At 42.5% G+C, this 19807-nt stretch carries 18 protein-coding genes; 2 read left to right on the top strand and 16 right to left on the bottom strand.

Going from position 1 to position 19807, the window contains the following annotated elements; translation table 11 throughout:
• Window positions 1-2 precede the first annotated feature (2 nt).
• From DWY07_RS12295 to DWY07_RS12225, 15 genes are all read right to left on the bottom strand, one after another.
• Entirely contained in the window at window positions 3-1190 is a 1188-nt protein-coding gene (locus DWY07_RS12295; protein WP_330599207.1) for a glycosyltransferase, read from the bottom strand.
• 17 nt (window positions 1191-1207) lie between these two features.
• Window positions 1208-2326, bottom strand: a complete 1119-nt coding sequence (locus DWY07_RS12290) for a glycosyltransferase family 4 protein (RefSeq protein ID WP_117823407.1) — start codon at window positions 2324-2326, stop codon at window positions 1208-1210.
• A gap of 53 nt (window positions 2327-2379) precedes the next feature.
• Window positions 2380-3846 carry a sugar transferase gene (locus DWY07_RS12285; protein ID WP_117823405.1) on the bottom strand — a complete coding sequence of 489 codons (1467 nt, stop codon included), beginning with the start codon at window positions 3844-3846 and terminating at the stop codon, window positions 2380-2382.
• Window positions 3847-4073: 227 nt separating this feature from the next.
• On the bottom strand, window positions 4074-5300 hold the full coding sequence (locus DWY07_RS12280; RefSeq protein WP_117823403.1) for a UDPGP type 1 family protein: 1227 nt from the start codon (window positions 5298-5300) through the stop codon (window positions 4074-4076).
• A 21-nt stretch (window positions 5301-5321) separates the two neighbouring features.
• Window positions 5322-6068 (bottom strand): glycosyltransferase family 2 protein, encoded by a 747-nt coding sequence (locus DWY07_RS12275; RefSeq protein WP_117823401.1) that lies wholly within the window; start codon window positions 6066-6068, stop codon window positions 5322-5324.
• Window positions 6069-6094: 26 nt separating this feature from the next.
• Entirely contained in the window at window positions 6095-6286 is a 192-nt protein-coding gene (locus DWY07_RS12270; protein WP_117823399.1) for a hypothetical protein, read from the bottom strand.
• Window positions 6287-6309: 23 nt separating this feature from the next.
• Window positions 6310-7053, bottom strand: a complete 744-nt coding sequence (locus DWY07_RS12265) for a glycosyltransferase family 2 protein (RefSeq protein WP_117823397.1) — start codon at window positions 7051-7053, stop codon at window positions 6310-6312.
• Window positions 7054-8514: an exopolysaccharide biosynthesis polyprenyl glycosylphosphotransferase gene (locus DWY07_RS12260; RefSeq protein WP_226801069.1), complete on the bottom strand. Its 1461-nt coding sequence runs from the start codon at window positions 8512-8514 to the stop codon at window positions 7054-7056.
• Window positions 8515-8597: 83 nt separating this feature from the next.
• Window positions 8598-10031, bottom strand: a complete 1434-nt coding sequence (gatB, locus tag DWY07_RS12255) for an Asp-tRNA(Asn)/Glu-tRNA(Gln) amidotransferase subunit GatB (protein ID WP_008401386.1) — start codon at window positions 10029-10031, stop codon at window positions 8598-8600.
• 1 nt (window position 10032) lies between these two features.
• Window positions 10033-11499: an Asp-tRNA(Asn)/Glu-tRNA(Gln) amidotransferase subunit GatA gene (gatA, locus tag DWY07_RS12250; protein ID WP_330584363.1), complete on the bottom strand. Its 1467-nt coding sequence runs from the start codon at window positions 11497-11499 to the stop codon at window positions 10033-10035.
• A gap of 19 nt (window positions 11500-11518) precedes the next feature.
• Window positions 11519-11806, bottom strand: a complete 288-nt coding sequence (gene gatC, locus DWY07_RS12245; protein WP_008401384.1) for an Asp-tRNA(Asn)/Glu-tRNA(Gln) amidotransferase subunit GatC — start codon at window positions 11804-11806, stop codon at window positions 11519-11521.
• Window positions 11807-11938: 132 nt separating this feature from the next.
• Window positions 11939-12571: a PBECR4 domain-containing protein gene (locus DWY07_RS13245; protein ID WP_173783841.1), complete on the bottom strand. Its 633-nt coding sequence runs from the start codon at window positions 12569-12571 to the stop codon at window positions 11939-11941.
• A 324-nt stretch (window positions 12572-12895) separates the two neighbouring features.
• Window positions 12896-14104, bottom strand: coding sequence for an NADP-dependent isocitrate dehydrogenase (locus DWY07_RS12235; protein ID WP_008401383.1), 1209 nt, complete (start codon window positions 14102-14104; stop codon window positions 12896-12898).
• 112 nt (window positions 14105-14216) lie between these two features.
• Window positions 14217-15197, bottom strand: a complete 981-nt coding sequence (locus DWY07_RS12230) for a biotin--[acetyl-CoA-carboxylase] ligase (RefSeq protein ID WP_117823390.1) — start codon at window positions 15195-15197, stop codon at window positions 14217-14219.
• Window positions 15198-15200: 3 nt separating this feature from the next.
• A complete protein-coding gene (locus DWY07_RS12225) occupies window positions 15201-15671 on the bottom strand; it encodes a hypothetical protein (protein WP_117823388.1) in 471 nt (156 codons plus the stop codon).
• 251 nt (window positions 15672-15922) lie between these two features.
• Between DWY07_RS12225 and DWY07_RS12220 the strand changes: the two genes are divergently transcribed.
• Window positions 15923-17269 (top strand): MATE family efflux transporter, encoded by a 1347-nt coding sequence (locus DWY07_RS12220; protein WP_117785201.1) that lies wholly within the window; start codon window positions 15923-15925, stop codon window positions 17267-17269.
• Between the two features lie 123 nt (window positions 17270-17392).
• On the opposite strand, the gene DWY07_RS12215 is transcribed toward DWY07_RS12220, so the two are convergent.
• Window positions 17393-18676, bottom strand: coding sequence for an adenylosuccinate synthase (locus DWY07_RS12215; protein WP_021944858.1), 1284 nt, complete (start codon window positions 18674-18676; stop codon window positions 17393-17395).
• 202 nt (window positions 18677-18878) lie between these two features.
• Here DWY07_RS12215 and DWY07_RS12210 point away from each other — a divergent pair, with 202 nt between their 5' ends.
• Entirely contained in the window at window positions 18879-19757 is an 879-nt protein-coding gene (locus tag DWY07_RS12210; RefSeq protein ID WP_117823386.1) for a LysR family transcriptional regulator, read from the top strand.
• The last annotated feature ends 50 nt before the right edge of the window (window positions 19758-19807 follow it).

Genomic DNA, 19807 nt, shown 5'->3' with positions numbered 1-19807 from the left:
TCTTACTGATACACCTTCATAATTTTCTCGTAATACTCATCAATGGTATCAAAGCTGATGTTCTTGCAGTTCGCGCTGTACTCCGCACACAGCTTCTTATCACCCCAGAGCTTTTCTATCTTTTCTTTCAAATCTTTCCCGTTACCGCTTTCAAACAACTCGCCGGTCTTACCGACCTGAATCAGCTCTGGGATGCCACCAATGTTCGCTCCCAGCACCGGCGTGCCGTACATCTGAGATTCCATCACGGAGAACGGGCAGTTCTCATACCACTCAGAAGGGTAAATGGAGAACCGTGCCTCACGGATGAGCTTCTCCAGTGTCTCGCCTTTCTGGAAGCCAACGTTCTTGATGTTCTTAATACCATTTACCGTCTCTTCTAGCGGGCCAGTACCGGCGAAGATGAACTGTACATCCGGCAGCTCCTTACAGACCTTGATGAGTGTGCCGATGCCCTTTTCTTCAGAGAAGCGGCCGAAGTAGAGGACGTAATCCTTCTTCGGAGTCTCTTTCCACTCCACCTTATCAATGAAGTTGTGCATTGCCACGGTCTTCGTCGCAAACAGCGGGTTGCTGTCCATCTTGGTCTTCATGAACTCCGAGCAGCAGATCATGGTGTCAATGTACTTATAGGTACCTTTCCACTTCCAGAACTCAGCCTCCATCATACCGATAGCAGATTTCGCCGTGGAGCCGTGAATGCACTTGCCTTTCATGCAGTTCACGAAATGGCCACCGAGGCACTTCTCACAGTTCTGGTGCGTGTTCGGATTGTTCAGCATGTGGTTCGGGCAGACCAGCTGGTAGTCATGTGCCGTGAAGATAATCTTACAATCCCTTCCGGTCTCCTTGCGCCACTTCACGATTTCCAGAATGATGGAAGGTGTCAGCTGATAGTTGAAGTTGTTCAGATGACAGACATCCGGCTTGAAGTCATCTAGTACTAGTCTTAATTTTTCTCTTGCTTCCTTGCTGTAGATGGTCTTGATCGGGTAGGTCAGCTTGCTCAGTTTGCTGCCGCCGTGGAAGTCCATATCAGATGTATAAGCATTGACCCGGTTGCCCACGCAGCGGCCTTCGTGCTCCATTCCGAAGTACTGAACCTCATGGTCACGTTGTTCTAATACCTCACCCAATTTAAATATATACGTTTCCGATCCACCATTTGGATATAAAAACTTATTAATCATCAATATACGCATAATTATTACCTTCTATATAGCTGCAATGTTTTATCTACTATCTCATTCCAATCATACTTCTTACATATATAATCGGCTGCCTGATCCTTATAATTGTCAACCAACTTACTATCATCACATAATTTCTGTAATTTATCCTGCAAGTCTTTCACATCTGATTTTTTAAATGCAACCGCTTTATTTCCAACAACTTCTGTACATTCCTTTATATCCGAAGTAAGACAACAGTTACCATAACTCATTGCTTCTAACAGACTAAGCGGCATACCCTCAAGATCACTTGGAAGTACATATACATAGGCATTACTATACAATTCCTGTAATAGCTGTCCCTGAACAAATCCGGTAAATACAATTCTATCATCCTGTTCAGCCATCTGTTTTAACTGCTCCATATACTCATCCGTATCGGAAGATCCACCGGCTATCACAAGTTTTTTATTTGTCTCTATATCCTTAAATGCCTCTATCAGATAATGCTCACCCTTTTCTGGTACAATCCTGCCCAGATACAATATATAGGAATCTTTTTTCAAACCAAACTTTTTCTCTATTAGATCAGCTTCTATCTTATCTGGTCTGATAACACCATTGGGTATATATCTTGTCTTTCTTCCATATGTATCTTTAAAATACTTTTTGACTTCACTGCTAAGCACAATAATTTCATCTGCATATTTGACTGCCATTTTCTCTCCAAAATGAATATATTTGGAGCCAAATCCTGCCTTCCATTTTTCTCTCTGCCAGTCTAATCCATGAACCGTTACTATAACCTTTTTTCTAAATATCTTTGGTATAAAACAAAAAGCTGCCGGGCCTTCTGCATGTATATGCACGACATCATATCCTCCAAATGCACTGCAAAGTGCTGCAAAAAATGACGACGATACTGCCGCAAGTCCTTTCTTTTCTATAGTAGGAACAGATTTGATTCTAACATTCTTATATTCTTTTTTCTCTTTTGTATCATACTCAGAACCACTCACATGATGTCCACGTCTGTTATAGCAAGTCACATCATGCCCTGCCATAGCCATACGAGTGCTAAGTTCTTCTACAACTATCTCAACCCCACCTTCTCTTGATGGAATTCTTTTTTGTCCGAACATCGCTATCTTCATCTGTTCTTATTCTCCACATATGTATTTATCTTCCATATTATATCCAATCAGGATCACATCGACCCTTCGCCCTTCAGCACAACGCCCACTGTCTTGAACAGTATCTTGATGTCATTTACAAGGCTCCATTCATCGATGTACTTACGGTCTAATCTTACAACCTCATCAAAATCCGTGATGTTACTTCTTCCACTGACCTGCCAGAGACCTGTAATACCCGGTTTGATCGCCATACGTCCTCTATGATGGGCAGAATATTTCTCCCATTCATCCTCTGTTGGCGGTCGGGTTCCGATCAGACTCATATCACCCTTTAACACATTGAAGAACTGCGGGAATTCATCGAGTGACCAGTCACGGATCCGGTTTCCGATGCCCTTCTTGATCGTACCATCCGGCAGCTTCTTGCAGCCAATGATTCGCGGATCATATTCCATCTTGAACATCATGCCATCCTTAACCTGATTCTGCTCCATCAGCTCTGCTTTTCGTGCTTCAGCATCCATATACATACTTCGGAATTTATAAATCTTGAACTTCTTGCCATTCTTACCGATACGGTACTGGGAGAAGAAGATCGGTCCCGGTGATGCGATATAGATACATGGTGCAAGAATGATCGTAAGGATACCTGTAAAGATACATCCTACGATTCCGCCTAAGATGTCTATTGCACGCTTCACAAATGCCTGGTAGGTTGTTATATATGTAGTACTAACGGTCAATACATGATGACCAAGCTGTTTATCGAATACATACTGATAATCGGAGAGCTCTGCCGGAACACGGACACGTACATGAACCGTAATCCCCATATCTGCGAGTTGTCCCAGAAGATTTTCAGGGATATGCCTCTCAAATGGTATATTCACATAGACCTCATCTACCCAGCCATGCATGATCTGCTCCAGAACTTCATCTGTATATGCATATATACCAAGCTCCAGATCCGTATATTCTGTATTATAGCTTTCTGCCTCATCCTCAGTTGCATCTAATAATACTATACCTGCAACCCGATACAGATTATAGTATTCTGTATCCATTTCTGCAAGCAACGCATCCAGATATTCTTTGACTGTCACGATCACAATAGATTTCTTTGCCACACGATGTCTTCGTATATATTCCTTCCAGAGAAGTGTGACCACATAACCTATGACCAGATAAATCATGCCAAACAAAGCCATAACCTTTCTGGAATAGGCCGCACCCATTTTCATCATGAACAGAACGAATACTGCCAGAAGTACAACCAGTACAGACTGCTTCACGGATGCGATTGCTTCACGGAAATGTCCACGTTTCAATACGCCTTTATATATATGACATACTATGGTAACCAATAATTGAAATAATGTCAGAAGTACGGCTATTGTCCGATATAACTTACTATGATACGGATTCTCTGTTCCCATCCGTATAAAATACGCCATACAATAAGATGCATGCAGTGCTACCAGATTCAGCACTGTAAAATCCAGATGTTTTAACCAGCCCTGCGGCCCTTTTCTATACATTCTATTCCCTCATTTCCCTCATAAATGTGTTCATCATGTATCTTTATCAGGTCAAATTATATAAATATAGTTGTTAATGGTTTAGAAATTCTTAACGCTTCTTAACCACTAACAACTATAATTCAATTCCTATTAAAAGTCAATTTTCTAAGCTTAAGTTGAATGTAGAAATTTCTGAAAATAATACTGTTATTTTAGGCAATTTTTCCAAAGTATTCGACGCAGTTCTACAACTTATATCCATTCTTCTTTAACAGCTCTCTCGCCGTCTCCGGTGAATCCACGCCCTCTGCATTCTTGATCGGTGCAAATTCATACTCTCTGATAACTTCAAATGGTAAGCAGTCATTCATAAACTGAAGCATATCAAGCGCAAGGGTTTCAAACTTATAACCATTCGGCTCCGTTGGTTTCACCAGTTCCTGATTCTCATTCATATAAGGTATCGCCTTTTTTGCCATATGAAGCGGCATTTTCTGATTCAAAAGCTGTTTTAACTGATTAACCGGGAAGATATAATTTAAGATCACTCCATAATTATAAGCATACTCGCCCATAACCGTTTTCTTATACCGCATCTCATCTGACAATTCATAATATTCTACTATGTAAGGCTTATTGTCTTTCTTACACAGCACGCCTACCCGTTCATATGGATCTGCTTTCTTTACGACTTTTGCCGCCGACTGGTAATCTTCCATCATCATCGAACCAAGGAATACCGGATCTGCAATCTTCTGTAACACATTGTCCACGGCAAATACATTGATGTACCGAATGCCCTCTTTATCAAGCTGTTCTACCAGTCCTGCCCGTTTCATGGATGAGAACCAGCCACCATTTCCATTTGGTGACAGGCAGATCTTTGATGGTGCTTCCATCAATATCTTTCCATTAAAATCAACGGATGGTACAAGCTCCTGTTTGAAGAAATGCAGATACTCCTCCTTATATCCAAAATTCTTATGCTCTACAAAGAAGGATGTCGTTGCTTCGTAGTTCTTATCACTGGTCATGATATAGAGATGGATCCATCGTCCAAGTGTCCTCACAACAGTCAGGATCGTTTTCACCTGACATTCGAATATATAAAGGTCCCTTGTCTGCCCAAGATTATAGGTTCCTTTCGGTCCGTCAAACCCCAGTCTGGTGCCCTGACCTCCGGCAAGCATAACAAGAGCGAGCTGTCCTTTCTGGATCGCCGTTTCACCAAGCACCTTATAGGCAAATTCATATTCCTTGATCGTGTCAAGTGTCAATGCCTCTGTTGGTGTGATCGTTTCTTCCTTACCGGCTGATTCTTTCTCTTTTAATACATCAAATATAGAGAAGTCGATCTCTTCAATCTGGGAAAGCAGGCTCTGCTTCTCTTCATCGTTTAATTCATCATAATAGGCAAGCACATGCTCCTGCCCGTACTTTTTTAGCACTTCTAAAGCGTTTTCATATGTCATATAATTTTCCCTCATTTCACACTATCTATAATTTTTAACTCGTTTCTTCACCGCAACCGTCTCACCAAACACTTTGAATACATCCTTTAACCCGATCCTTCTTCCGCCCTTGCTGTCATCCCGGCTGTAGTTCAGCTCGATCGGAGCTTCGCAGATCTTTCTGCCATCTTTTGCTGCCATGGCAAGGATCTCAATATCAAATGCATATCCTTCTGCCTGCATCCGGCTGACGATCGGTTTGATCACTTCTTTTTTGAATAACTTAATACCGGTCTGTGTATCGTGGGTGTTCAGATGGAACATCATCTTTAACATCAGATAATATCCATAGCTCATGATCTTACGCAGCATCGGATAATGGAGCTTCGACTCCGGATGCAGCTTGGAACCGATCACGATATCGGCATCCTGCTCCTTCATATCCTTTAAGAATCGTTTCAGCAGGATCGGTGGCAGTTCCAGATCGGAATCCAAAAATGCGATGTATCGTCCCTCTGCTGCTGCGATCCCTGTCCGGATGGCATGTCCTTTTCCACCATTTGGCTGATATGAGATTCCTCTGATATGAGTATCCTGCATTTCTGCCCGGCGGATGCACTCTGCGGTGTTATCTGCACTTCCGTCGTCAACTGCTATGATCTCATACCGTTTGACGAAACCGGACAACACCCTGTTGGTTTCAAGCAGATTATCTGTTATATGTGCTCCTTCATTATAGGCGGGCATGACGACAGATAGTGTCACATCCCCTTCCTTATTTGTTTCCATGGTCAACGTTCTCCTGTCTGACAGTCTTATTCTTCTATGTTCGCCTGTTTTACAATACCATAGACTGCCTCTCTGACGATTTCCGACATGGATACGCCCTTCTGCTTTGCATATCTTGAAAGCAGTTCATGTGTATCTGTGTCGATCCTAAGTCTTAGAATTGTGTCTTTCCGTTTATCGGTCGGTCTTCCCGGGCCTCTCTTGATTTCCTCTGCCATCTCCCTGCTCCGTTTCTTTTTATTTAAAGAAAATATTTCTTTACTCCATGTATCGCATATCCTGCAAAATATCCAAGTGACTTCACTGTTCCAAATCCCATCTTCCGGTATACCTGATACGTCATCTTTGCAGAATGTAATTTGGAACCTGATTTACTGTTCTTCACCATCCGGTAAAGCAATAACGGTTCATTGATGCCTGCTGCCTCCCCGTATTTCTTAAGGATTTGCAGCCAGCAGATATAATCCTCGTGAGCATCATCATCCCCCATCGGGAATTCTGCTGCCACCTCCCGCTTCATCACTACGGATGAGCAGTTGATCACATTTCCATATAACATACCTTTATAAGTGATCTTCTCCGGTACCGGCAAGATCCGCCCGGTATGGGTTCCGTCCTCTTCCATCAGTTCTCTGGCAGTTGAGGATAATACCACTCCGGTCTTCTTCATAACAGCAAGCTGCTTTGAGAGCTTTCCCGGCCGCCAGATATCATCGGAATCTAAGAATGCTACATATTCGCCCTCTGCAAGCTGCACACCTTTATTTCTCGTTGCTGCTACGCCAAGATTGGTTTCATTCTTATATAGTCTAACCTGTGGATTGCTTTTATATTCTGCCAGACACTCCGTCAGATCCTCCGGTGAACAGTCGTTGATCACGATGATCTCTGATATCACATCCTGACAAAGTGCGGAATCGATTGTCTGTTTAATTGTTCTGCTGCAATTATATGCCGGAATGATCACGGATACTTCTGGTTTCATTTATTTCTTTTCCTCTACACTATAGAAGGCATCCTCGGCTTCATCATGCGGATGCTTGATGCCTGTTTTCTTTGTCTTGTCTTCACGGATCGCTGTCGTCTGATTTGCATCGATTCCTTCCGTATTCTCCTTCTGGAATAAGATCTTGAAGGTCAGCAGGATCAGCTTCAGATCCAACCATAAGGAATACTGCTCATAATATGTCAGGTCAAGCTTCACCTTATCTCTCGGTGTGGTGTTATATTTACCGTAAACCTGTGCATATCCGGTAAGTCCGGCCTTCATCTTCAGACGATAGTCGAATTCCGGGAAAGTCTCCCTATACTGTGCTGCGATCTCCGGACGCTCCGGTCTAGGGCCTACGACTGACATATCGCCCTTTAAGATATTAAAGAGCTGTGGCAGCTCGTCTAAGTGTGTAGCACGAATCACACGGCCAACCGGTGTGATTCTGTCATCATGCTTTCTTGCAAGCTGTGCGCCATGTTCCTCGGAGTCCATCCGCATACTTCTGAATTTCATGATCTTGAATACCCTGCCATTTAAGGTCAGACGATCCTGTTTATAGAATACAGGGCCTCTGTCATAGAGCTTGATTGCAAGTGCGATCAGGATCATAAACGGTGAAAAGATAATGATCATGATCAGGGATACGATGATATCCATCAGACGCTTGAAGATCATATCTTCTCCTGTCAGTCCCTGGTTTCTGGATAATAATAACGGTGTATCAAACAAATGGATCGGTTCTGCTCCTAAGATAATGATATCCGATAACTTCGGTACCACATACGAACGGATCGAATGCTCGAAGCAGTATTTTACCAATTCGTTTCTGATATATGCCTTTGTCTCACAAAGGATAACACCATCGTACTGTAAGATTTTTTCTTTTAATGCTTTCTCACCTTCACTGACATGAATACGGTCAGCAATGATGTATTTGTCTTTTCTGGCATTGATCTTATCAATGAATTCGGTCGGTGTCTTATATCCGTAGACAAGCAGTAAATGTCTTGGAGGATAAAACTTACGGTACATCATCCTGCAGACAAATACCCATATAAATATAACTATGATCTCTAAGAATGTAAGCTCGATCATGTTCAGTGCCGGCAGATAATTACGGGCAATGATACACAGCTCGACATAACCTACGATATTTGCACAGACCAATGATAATATCTGTGAAAAGAGAACATCCATCACCCGGAGGAAGCCTACTTTATAACCACCATACAGCTTCGTAAACAGATAAATGATAATCGCATACATACCGATTACCGCCCAGTTACCTTTGTTCCAGAACGGAATCTGGATAGCCTGAGTATTATCTGCATATTCGGTATACCACATTCTCGCAAACAGCAGTACTTCCGCAGCTAACAGAAGCACGCCTTCCGAAAATGTGATAATACGTTTGTAAATGTCTCTCTTTCTCACATGTCTGGTTTCTTCCATATCAATCTCCATCCCACCATGAGAGGTGGTCATCAGGTGGATATGCCACCTGCTTTCTCTTCATTTTTTTCTATTGGTATCGATTATTTTAACAGTTCACGGAGCATCTGGTTTACGGATGCCGGATCTGCCTTGCCTTTCATTGCTTTCATGGTCTGTCCAACCAATGCGCCAAGTGCTTTTTCTTTTCCGCCACGGAAGTCTTCGATTGCTTTTGGATTATTGGCAATAACTTCTTCTACGACCTTGCGGAGTGCACCTTCATCATTTACGGTGGCGAGTCCATGTTCTTTTACATAGCTTTCCGGTTCAATATCATCTGTAAATATCTTCTCAAATACTTCCTTTGCGACATTGCTGTTGATGGCTTTCGCATCTACCATCTGTATCAGCTTTGCAAGGTGCTCTGCACTGAATGACAACTCATCTGCATCGATGGAATGTTCTTTCATCAGACGCATGGTCTCTCCCATCAGCCAGTTGGATACCTTCTTCGGATTTGCTCCGAGAGCGATCGTCTCCTCGAAAAGGTCTGCCATCTTCTTTGTATTTGTAATGATATCTATATCATAGTCTGGGATATCATACTCTTCTTTATACCGGATCTTCTTCTCATCCCGGAATTCCGGCTGACGGCTTCGGATCTCCTCCATCCACTCGTCACTGATCTGTACCGGTACAAGGTCAGGATCAGGGAAATAACGGTAGTCCTGTGCATCCTCTTTGGAACGCATCGGATATGAATATTCCTTGGTATCATCCCATCTTCTGGTCTCCTGTACAACCTTTTCGCCTGCTTCAATCAGATCGATCTGACGTTCTCTCTCATTCTCGATCGCATGGGCGATAGCCTTGAATGAGTTCAGGTTCTTTGTCTCTGTTCTTGTTCCGAATTCTTCTGCTCCGACTTCACGAACAGACAGGTTGACATCGGCACGCATCGAACCTTCATTTAACTTACAGTCTGATGCTCCGAGATACTGGATGATCAGACGTAATTTCTCAAGATAAGCAATTACTTCTTCCGCAGAACGCATATCCGGCTCAGATACGATCTCGATCAGAGGCACACCGGAACGATTGAAATCGACCAGTGAACTGTCTGTATATGGATCATGTACCAGTTTACCTGCATCCTCTTCCATATGGATCTCATGGATCCTTACGAATTTCTTCTTGCCCTCTACTTCGATCTCTACCTTTCCGTTTCTGCAGATTGGGTAGTACAGCTGAGAGATCTGATAGTTCTGTGGGTTATCCGGATAGAAATAATTCTTACGATCAAATTTACAGTTCTGTGTGATCGTACAGTTGGTTGCAAGACCGACAGCAACTGCTTTTTCTACTACCCCTTTATTCAGTACCGGAAGGGAACCCGGCATACCGGTACAGACCGGACATGTATGTGTATTCGGTGCACCACCAAATGCGGTACTGCAGCCGCAGAATATCTTCGTCTTTGTCGCAAGCTCTACATGAACCTCCAGACCAATCACGGTTTCGTATACTTTACTCATCTTACAGACCCCTTTCTGCTACAGCGGCAGGCTGCTTGTACTCTCTTGTCTGCTCAAATGCATATGCCGCCTGAATGATTGCTTTCTCGTTAAATGCATCTCCTACCATCTGGACACCGATCGGCATGCCGTCTTTGTCGTACCCGCATGGAAGGGAAATACCCGGAAGTCCTGCAAGGTTAACCGGAACGGTGTATACATCGCCCAGATACATCTTGATCGGATCGGATAAGGATTCACCCATGGTCAGTGCAGTTGTAGGTGCAACCGGACCGAGGATGATATCGTATTTTGCAAATGCTTTATCATAAGCCTGTTTGATCAGGGCTTTTACCTTAAGTGCTTTTACATAGTATGCATCATAGTAACCGGATGACAGGGTAAAGGAGCCTAACATGATACGTCTCTTTACTTCTGCGCCGAAGCCTTCGGAACGTGTCTTCTTATACATGTTGTGAAGGTCTGTGTACTCTGCTGTACGATAGCCGTATTTTACGCCGTCGAAACGTTCCAGATTCGAGCTTGCCTCTGCGGATGCAATGATATAATATGCAGGAATTGCATATTCTACCATACCAAGGTCAAATTCTTCCACGATCGCACCTTTTTCTTTTAACACTTCAGCTACATGGTACACAGCATCCTTGATCTCAGGATCCAGTCCTTCTGTGAAATAGTCCTTTGGAAGTCCGATGCGCATACCTTTTACATCGTCCTTTAATGCGCTTGTAAAATCATTATCCGTACGTTCTACAGATGTAGAATCTTTCTTATCATACTGGGAAATGATCTCTAATATCGTTGCACAGTCTGTTACATTCTTTGCAAGTGGTCCGATCTGGTCAAGAGATGAACCATATGCAACCAGACCGTATCTGGATACTCTGCCGTATGTCGGCTTGATTCCTGTTACACCACAAAATGCTGCCGGCTGACGGATCGATCCACCGGTATCGGAACCGAGTGCACACGGTACTTCTTCTGCTGCAACAGCGGCTGCTGATCCACCGGAAGAACCACCCGGAACTTTATTTGTATCCCATGGATTCTTTGTCTCGCCATAATAAGAAGTCTCGGTTGTACTTCCCATTGCGAACTCATCCATATTTGTCTTGCCTACGATCACGGCTCCTGCTTCCATTAATTTCACAACAGCATCTGATGTATAGGTCGGTACGAAGTTTGATAAGATCTTGGATGCGCAGGTGGTAAGTACACCATTCTGACACATATTATCCTTGATTGCGATCGGTACACCTGCCAACGGGCCTGTCAGCTCGCCGCTGTCGATCTTCTTCTGTATTTCTTCTGCCTGTTTGAATGCACCTTCTTCATCTACAGTGATAAAACAGTTATATTCTTTGTCGTATGTCTTTATATTCTCGATGCAGGCTTTGGTTGCTTCCATAACGGAGATCTCTCCGGCCTTGATCTTCTTTCCAAGCTCTACTGCTGTCATACTCATCATATCCAATGTCCGTTACCTCCTAATCAAATGTTCTTGGCACCTTATAGCAGCCATCTTTCTGCTCCGGTGCATTTGACAGCATATTCTCTCTGTCGTCGCCATTTGTTACTTCATCTTCACGGAATACATTATTATAAGAAAATGTATGGCTCATTGCTTCCACATTCTCAGTGTCCAGTTCGTTTAACTTACTTACATAGTCAAGCATATCTGACATATCTTTCTTTGCCTGTTCCTTCTCCTCATCGGAAAGCTCAAGCTTCGCCAGAATACCTACATAATCGATTGTTTCGTCTGTAATAACCATGGTATGTCTCCTTGTCTGGGTTTTATTTATAGTACCACAAAATTAGTTAGAGTGTACCACATAACTCCGTTGTTTGCAAGTCTACATAAAAAGGAAGGCATTCCACCTTCCTTTTTATGTCTTATATTCTATTTATCTCAAGTTATATAATTCACTATTTATTAAATGCTTCACACAATCCGGAATAGTTTTATTCTTATCTGATACTAATATTTTATTATATTTATCAATACACGCTTCTTTTGCAAATATAAAATCGACTATGTCTCCACCATTACTTCTTTCTATTGATGAATCTTCTACTCTCAATGACATAGGAAGAAATAAGTCTTTTTGTTTTTTTTCTTGTTGATCTTTACTCTCTATTAAGCCTAATGTGAATTCCAGATTTGTTACACTCAATTTATATACAATCGTAATAGTCTTCAGATCTTTAAGAATACATACCGTATCATTTGTCAATTCTGGCAATCTCTTTAAACACGGTATTTTCTTTTTTACATTAGCAAATGGGTGCCTTGCATCAAAATAAAACTGATTATTGGTAAGCTTTCTTCTTTTCGCATTCTTATAAAATTCTCTGGCTGATAAGTTTGTTTCTACTCCGGTCAAGTGAAGAAAATGATCCACCGGAAAGGATACCTCAAAATACTCTTCACCATATACATATAAAAATACTTTACCCGCTAACATTTTACTGTATATTTCAGCCGATTCTATTATTCCCTGTCGTATTTTATTTTTCTTTTCTGTCTTTGTAGCCATTCACACCTCATTATATGCAAAGAGGAGTGTGATGAAAACCACACTCCTCTTTGTATTCTTCATAAAGAGTTTTATGCTGGTTGTCAGCCTCGATATCCAGTTAAGATATCTAAATCGGCGTGGAAATCATTAAGTCCCCCACGTGGACTACAACCATATCCTGATTGCACGGCTCGATATCAATTAAGATATCTAATGAAATGGATTTTTACCCTGCTCCATTTACAGCCCAACTTTTTACGATGCTCTTTCATCGAGAATATCTCTATTCTTATATTTATTATACTCAAATCATATTATAAAAACAACATTTTTATAGTTATTTTATAACATGCCCTCTAAGGTCTCACGGATTGCCTTGATGAAGTTCTCGCTGTTTAATACAGTTGGGTTCTCAAGGGTTGTGATAAGTGCAAGATCCTTTGTCATCTTTCCGGATTCGATCGTTGCGATCGTCGCTTTCTCAAGCTTGTTTGCGAAATCAACCAGAGCGTCGATGCCATCCAGTTCACCACGTTTTCTAAGTGCGCCTGTCCATGCAAAGATTGTTGCAACAGAGTTTGTGGATGTTTCTTCACCCTTTAAGTGCTTGTAGTAGTGTCTCTGAACGGTTCCGTGTGCAGCTTCGTACTCATACTTTCCATCCGGAGAAACCAGTACAGATGTCATCATGGCCAGTGAACCAAATGCGGATGAGATCATATCACTCATTACGTCACCATCGTAGTTCTTGCATGCCCAGATGAATCCACCCTCGGATTTCATAACTCTTGCTACAGCATCATCGATCAGTGTGTAGAAATATTCAATACCTGCTGCATCGAATTTCTCTTTGTATTCTTTGTCAAAGATCTCCTGGAAGATATCTTTGAATGTATGGTCGTATTTCTTTGAGATCGTATCCTTGGTTGCAAACCAGATTGTCTGCTTGATATCCAGCGCATAGTTGAAGCAGCATCTTGCAAAGCTTTCGATTGACTTATTGATGTTGTGCTGTCCCTGGATCACACCCGGTCCGTCGAATTCATGGATCGTTTCTTTGATCACTGTACCATCTGCACCTGTAAATACCAGTTCAGCCTTACCGGCACCCGGAACCTTGATCTCTACGTTCTTATATACATCACCATATGCATGTCTTGCGATTGTAATAGGAGCCTTCCAGTTCTTTACACATGGCTCAATGCCCTTTACGATGATCGGCGTACGGAATACAGTTCCGTCGAGGATCGCACGGATCGTTCCATTTGGGCTCTTCCACATTTCCTTCAGATCATACTCTGTCATACGTGCAGCATTTGGTGTGATCGTTGCACATTTAACAGCTACGCCATACTTCTGTGTTGCATATGCAGAATCAAATGTTACCTGATCATTTGTCTCATTTCTATATTCAAGTCCCAGATCGTAATACTCGGATTTCAGATCGATAAATGGATAGATCAGTTCATCCTTGATCATCTTCCAGAGAATTCTGGTCATCTCGTCTCCATCCATCTCTACTAAAGGGGTAGTCATTTGAATTTTTTCCATCTTGCTCGTTCCTCCATGTTCTTTTATTATAGTTCTAATTACTTACCTTTTTTTATACACGCCTAGAATTATACATGAAAAATGTTGCTATTTCCAGTTTTTTGAAAGTTTTTTACACATATCCGTAAATTCCGCGCACGGACACTTCCCCGGATATAATGATCGACTCCTGTCCATCTTTATCCTTTACACGAAGTCCTCCATTTGGTGCAAGTCCGAGGGCTGTGTATTCTGTCCGGTTATATTCTTCGATCACATAGACCTGTTCATCCTTGTTCACAAGGATGGAATTATATTCATCCAGCATAAACTGAAGATCCTGACATTTAACAAATGCGTCATACAGCTCTTCAAAATGATTTGCCACACTGGCGACCAGTTTGCTTCTGTCACAGCCGGTTCCGTTTTCCAGCTTGATCGATGTCGCCTTATCTGCCAGTTCTTCCGGAAATTCCATCATGGATACATTGATACCGATACCTACAACTGCATATTTGATATCCATACCTTCCGAACTCATCTCTGTAAGAATGCCACAGATCTTCTTGCCGCCGACTACAACATCATTCGGCCATTTGATCTGTGCCTGTAAGCCCGCTGTATCGGCAAGAGCACGCGCCGTTGCAAGTGCCGAAAGGATCGTAAGTCTGGATACATTCTCGATCGGCACATCCGGACGGAGCAGAAATGTCATGGCTATGCTGGTTCCCTTCGGGGTGCTCCATGCCCTTCCTCTTCTTCCTCGTCCTGCATTCTGTTCGTTTGCAACAAACAACGCTCCGTGTGTTCCATCTGTCTCTCCTGCAAGCTTTGCCCGTATATTTGTGGAATCCGTCTCATCATAATAATACAGTTCTCTTCCGATCACCGATGTCGTGAGCGCTGCCTCTATCTTCTCTTTCGTAACGATATCCGGCTCTCCGACCAGCCGATAGCCTTTATTATTTACAGCATCTATAATGTAGCCTTCTGCCTTTAAGGCATTGATGTTTTTCCAGACAGCGGTTCTTGAGACACCTAATTTCTCACAGATCGCCTGACCGGATATATAATCACTACTTGTCCGAAGCAACGCAAGGATTTTTTCTTTCATGATTTACCTTCTTTCTGTCTCACTTTCCTGATAAATTCCCATCTTCTTTAATAAATGATAATAGATTGCATCGCACTTCTCACGTTTTCCGCTGAACGGCAGTACGAATTGCTCTTTTCCTATATCGATCTTCAATATGTAATATGGCAAATGCGGATCCGGAATGACCAGATTCACATTTGTAATCTTCTCATATGGTGTATGATAAGATTTCTTTCCCTTTTCTATGATCAGTTCATCGTCTTCAAAATGATAGGTCAGATCAAATGCCGATTTTCGAAATGATGATTTCACCAGCACCAGTCCGTATACTCCAAGTGCAAGACCAAATGCCAGCTTAAAAATACGACCACCGGTACTGCCATGGGATTTGATCATCAACAGGATAAATGCTGCTCCGATAACAACAAAAAATACACCAACCATCCGGTATGCAATTCTGGTTGCTCTGTTTTTCTTTACGGTATGCTGCATGTGTTTTCCTCGTTCTTTCTGTATATTTTCTGTTCTCTATTATATTTTCTACAGTCATAAAAAGCAAGCCAGAGTAAACATGACATTTTGTACTAAAACCCCCGACAAAAAACATGATTTTTACCAGATTGATTTTTCTTATAAAAAGAAGTAATATCCAGTATGCGCTGAAAATAAACAAGGAGGTAAAATCATTGAAAAACTTACTGAAAAAAATTAACGGTTCCAAGGATCTGACTGAAGGCAATCCTATGAAACTGATCTTGAACTTTGGACTGCCATTATTATTTGGGCTTTTATTCCAGCAATTTTATAACATGGTCGATACAATCATCGTTGGTAAATTTCTGGGTGTCGATGCACTTGCAGCCGTCGGCTCAACCGGATCGATCAACTTTATGATACTCGGTTTCTGCATCGGTATCTGCAATGGTTTTGCCATCCCGGTTGCTCAAGCCTTTGGAGCAAAAGACACTGATAATATGAAAAAGTACATTACAAACTGTGTCTGGGCTTCGATCTTCTTCGCTGCCGTTATGACAGTTGCAGTCGGAATTCTTACCAGAAATATTCTGATCTGGATGAAGACACCGGACAGCATCCTGGATCAGGCATTTATCTACATATTTATTATATTTATGGGAATACCTGCAACCTTCCTTTATAATATGGTTTCCGGTATCCTGCGTTCTCTCGGCGACAGTGTAACCCCTGTTGTCTGTCTGATCGCATCCTCCCTGTTAAATATCGTACTGGATATCCTGTTAGTTCGTCCGATGGGTGTCGCCGGTGCTGCTGTTGCAACCGTTGTTGCACAGGCAATCTCCGGTGTCGGCTGTCTGATCTATATGTGTAAGAAGCTCGGATATCTTCATTTTACAAAACAGGACTGGGCATTTAGTATGCGCCACTGTCTGACCTTATGCGGTATGGGTGTTCCGATGGGGCTTCAGTACTCGATTACAGCGATCGGCAGTGTTATTCTTCAGGCTGCAGTTAATTCGATGGGTGAATCCGTTATTGCTGCCGTATCCGCCGGAACAAAGATTTCCATGTTCCTCTGCTGTCCGTTTGATGCCATGGGATCGACAATGGCAACCTACGGTGGACAAAATGTCGGTGCTAAGAAAATGGATCGTGTGGATGCCGGCTTAAAGGCATGTATCAAACTCGGTATTGCCTATGCGATTCTTGCATTTGTATTTATCCTGTTATTCGGCAAGAATCTGGCACTGCTCTTCCTGGATGCAGAAGAGACAGAGATCATCAAGCTTGTATATTATTTCCTGCTTGGCAACTCAGGAGCTTACATCCTGCTTGCCCTTGTAAATATCGTCCGGTTTATGATTCAGGGGCTCGGCTATTCCGCCTTTGCCGTTATCGCAGGTATCTGTGAAATGGTTGCCCGTACGATCGCAGGCTTTATCCTGGTACCAAAATTCGGTTATGTCTTTGTAGCACTCGGCAGTCCGCTCGCATGGATATTTGCAGATATCTTCCTGATTCCTGCCTATATCTATGTTGTAAAACGTCTTCGCCGCAAGTTCGGTCAGGAGACCCCGGCGATGCTGAAGCGTTGTCAAAAGAGCCTTGCATAATATATTCTAATACAGCTTTTTCCATATAATCAAAAAACCATACCGGCAGCATATATATTTTTTATGTGATTTACCTATTCACCCAAATATATATGCTGTCGGTATGGTTTTTCTTTTTATTTATTATTTATTTCTGTAGATAATGTCGGTTCTCTTTGGTCCGTTTGAAACCATAGTGATCGGATATCCGATATGTTTCTCAATGAACTCAATGTAGTTTCTGCAGTTCTCTGGAAGATCTTCGTAGTTCTTGATACCACGGATATCTGTCTTCCATCCCGGCAGAACCTCATATACAGGCTTTGCTTTCTTTAACTTAGCTGTTGTAGGGAAGTCTGTTGTTACTTCACCATCGATATCGTATCCAACACATACAGGAATCTCATCCAGATAACCCAGTACATCAAGTACGGTAAATGCTACATCTGTTGTTCCCTGCATACGGCAGCCATACTTGGAAGCTACACAGTCGAACCAACCCATACGTCTTGGACGTCCGGTTGTTGCACCGTACTCACCGCCATCACCACCACGACGTCTTAACTCATCTGCTTCATCTCCGAAGATCTCGCTGACGAACTCACCGGCGCCTACAGCACTTGAATATGCCTTTACTACTGTTACAATCTGCTTGATCTCATATGGAGGAATACCGGCACCGATTGCACCATAAGCAGCCAGTGTGGATGATGATGTAACCATAGGGTAAATACCATGATCCGGATCCTTTAATGTTCCGAGCTGACCTTCTAACAGAATTGTCTTGCCTGCTTTGATCGCTTCATGGAGATATGCGGATACATCACATACATATGGCTCTACGATAGCCTTGTACTCCATCAATGTTTCATATACTTCATCTACTGTAAGAAGTGGCTTCTTATACAGATACTCAAGCAGAACATTCTTGGATGCGATAACTCTGCTGATCTTATCCTTCAATTCTTCCTCTGTGTCAAACAGTTCGCTTACCTGGAAACCGATCTTTGCATATTTGTCTGAATAGAATGGTGCGATACCTGACTTTGTAGATCCGAATGACTTACCGGCCAGTCTCTCCTCCTCGTACTCATCAAACAGAATATGATATGGCATAACCATCTGTGCTCTGTCTGAGATCAGGATCTTTGGCATTGGAACTCCCTTTTCTACGATGCTGTTCAGCTCTTTGAACAGAACCGGGATATTTAATGCTACACCATTTCCGATAACACTTGTTGTATGATCATAGAAACAACCGGACGGAAGTGTATGCAATGCAAATTTACCATAGTCATTTACAATTGTATGACCTGCATTTGCACCACCCTGAAATCTGACAATAATATCAGATGTTTCCGCCAGCATATCTGTTATTTTACCTTTTCCTTCGTCGCCCCAGTTGGCTCCGACAACCGCTCTTACCATATTTTTATCCTCGCTTTCATGGCATTTTTCCGGAAACATCTTCCGGAATTGAACTCAATTACTTATACATTATAGCATGTATGTATTATAAGTAAAATCGATATTAATTATATATAGCATAAGGTGTACTTATATTTATTCTTTACAAATACATTGGTTCGGTTTACACTTTCAATATAACGATTGATCAGGAGCTTCGATTATGGATATTAATTATGAATATTATAAAATTTTCTACTATGTGGCAAAGACAGCAAGCATCTCTGCTGCTGCCAAAGAGCTGTGCGTATCCCAGCCCGCTGTCAGTCAGGCAGTCAAATCTTTAGAACAGGCAATCGGTATCAACCTGTTTATTCGGACGAAAAAAGGTGTATCCCTGACAGGTGCAGGCGAACTTCTCTACAAACATGTAGCCGAAGGATACGAGGCAATCTCCATGGGCGAACAGCAGCTTGCCCGACTGATGCACTTAGAAACCGGTGAGATCCGGATCGGAGCCAGTGATATGACACTCCAGTTCTATCTGCTTCCGCATCTCGAACGCTTCCACCAGCTCTATCCCGGCATCAAAGTACATGTAACAAATGCACCGACCCCAAGTACGATCGATCACTTATTTGCAAATAACATTGACTTCGGTATCGTTACAACTCCTCTCCCACAGAATCCGAATATGGAGATTCGAAACGCGCGGGAGATTGAAGACATCTTTATAGCCGGTCCAAGATTCAACGATCTGAAAGGAAAAATTCTTGACTATCAAGATCTGCAAAAGCTTCCGATCATCTGTCTGGAAAATGACACCAGCACAAGAGCCTATGTTGACCGGTTTCTTGCACATGAAGGTGTCACGCTGACCCCTGAATTCGAGCTTGCAACCAGTGATATGATCGCACAGTTTGCAAAGAGGAACCTTGGAATCGGATCGATTGTGGCAGACTTTGCCGGTGACTATATTGACCGTGGTGAGATCTTCCGGTTAAGTTTCAAGAACCCCATCCCCAAGCGGAACATGTGCATCATCAGCGACCGCAGACGTGGCATGAGCATCGCCGCTATGAAGCTGATGGAATTGCTGTAGCTTTCCTGTCATCCGATAATTGGTCCTTTAACTGTTAATGAACTTCTGAG

The sequence above is a fragment of the Clostridium sp. AF23-6LB genome (genome assembly GCF_003461085.1).
Classification (GTDB): domain Bacteria; phylum Bacillota; class Clostridia; order Lachnospirales; family Lachnospiraceae; genus Coprococcus; species Coprococcus ammoniilyticus.
The sequence above is the reverse complement of the archived record's forward strand: the minus strand, read 5'-3'. Positions and strand labels throughout refer to the sequence as shown.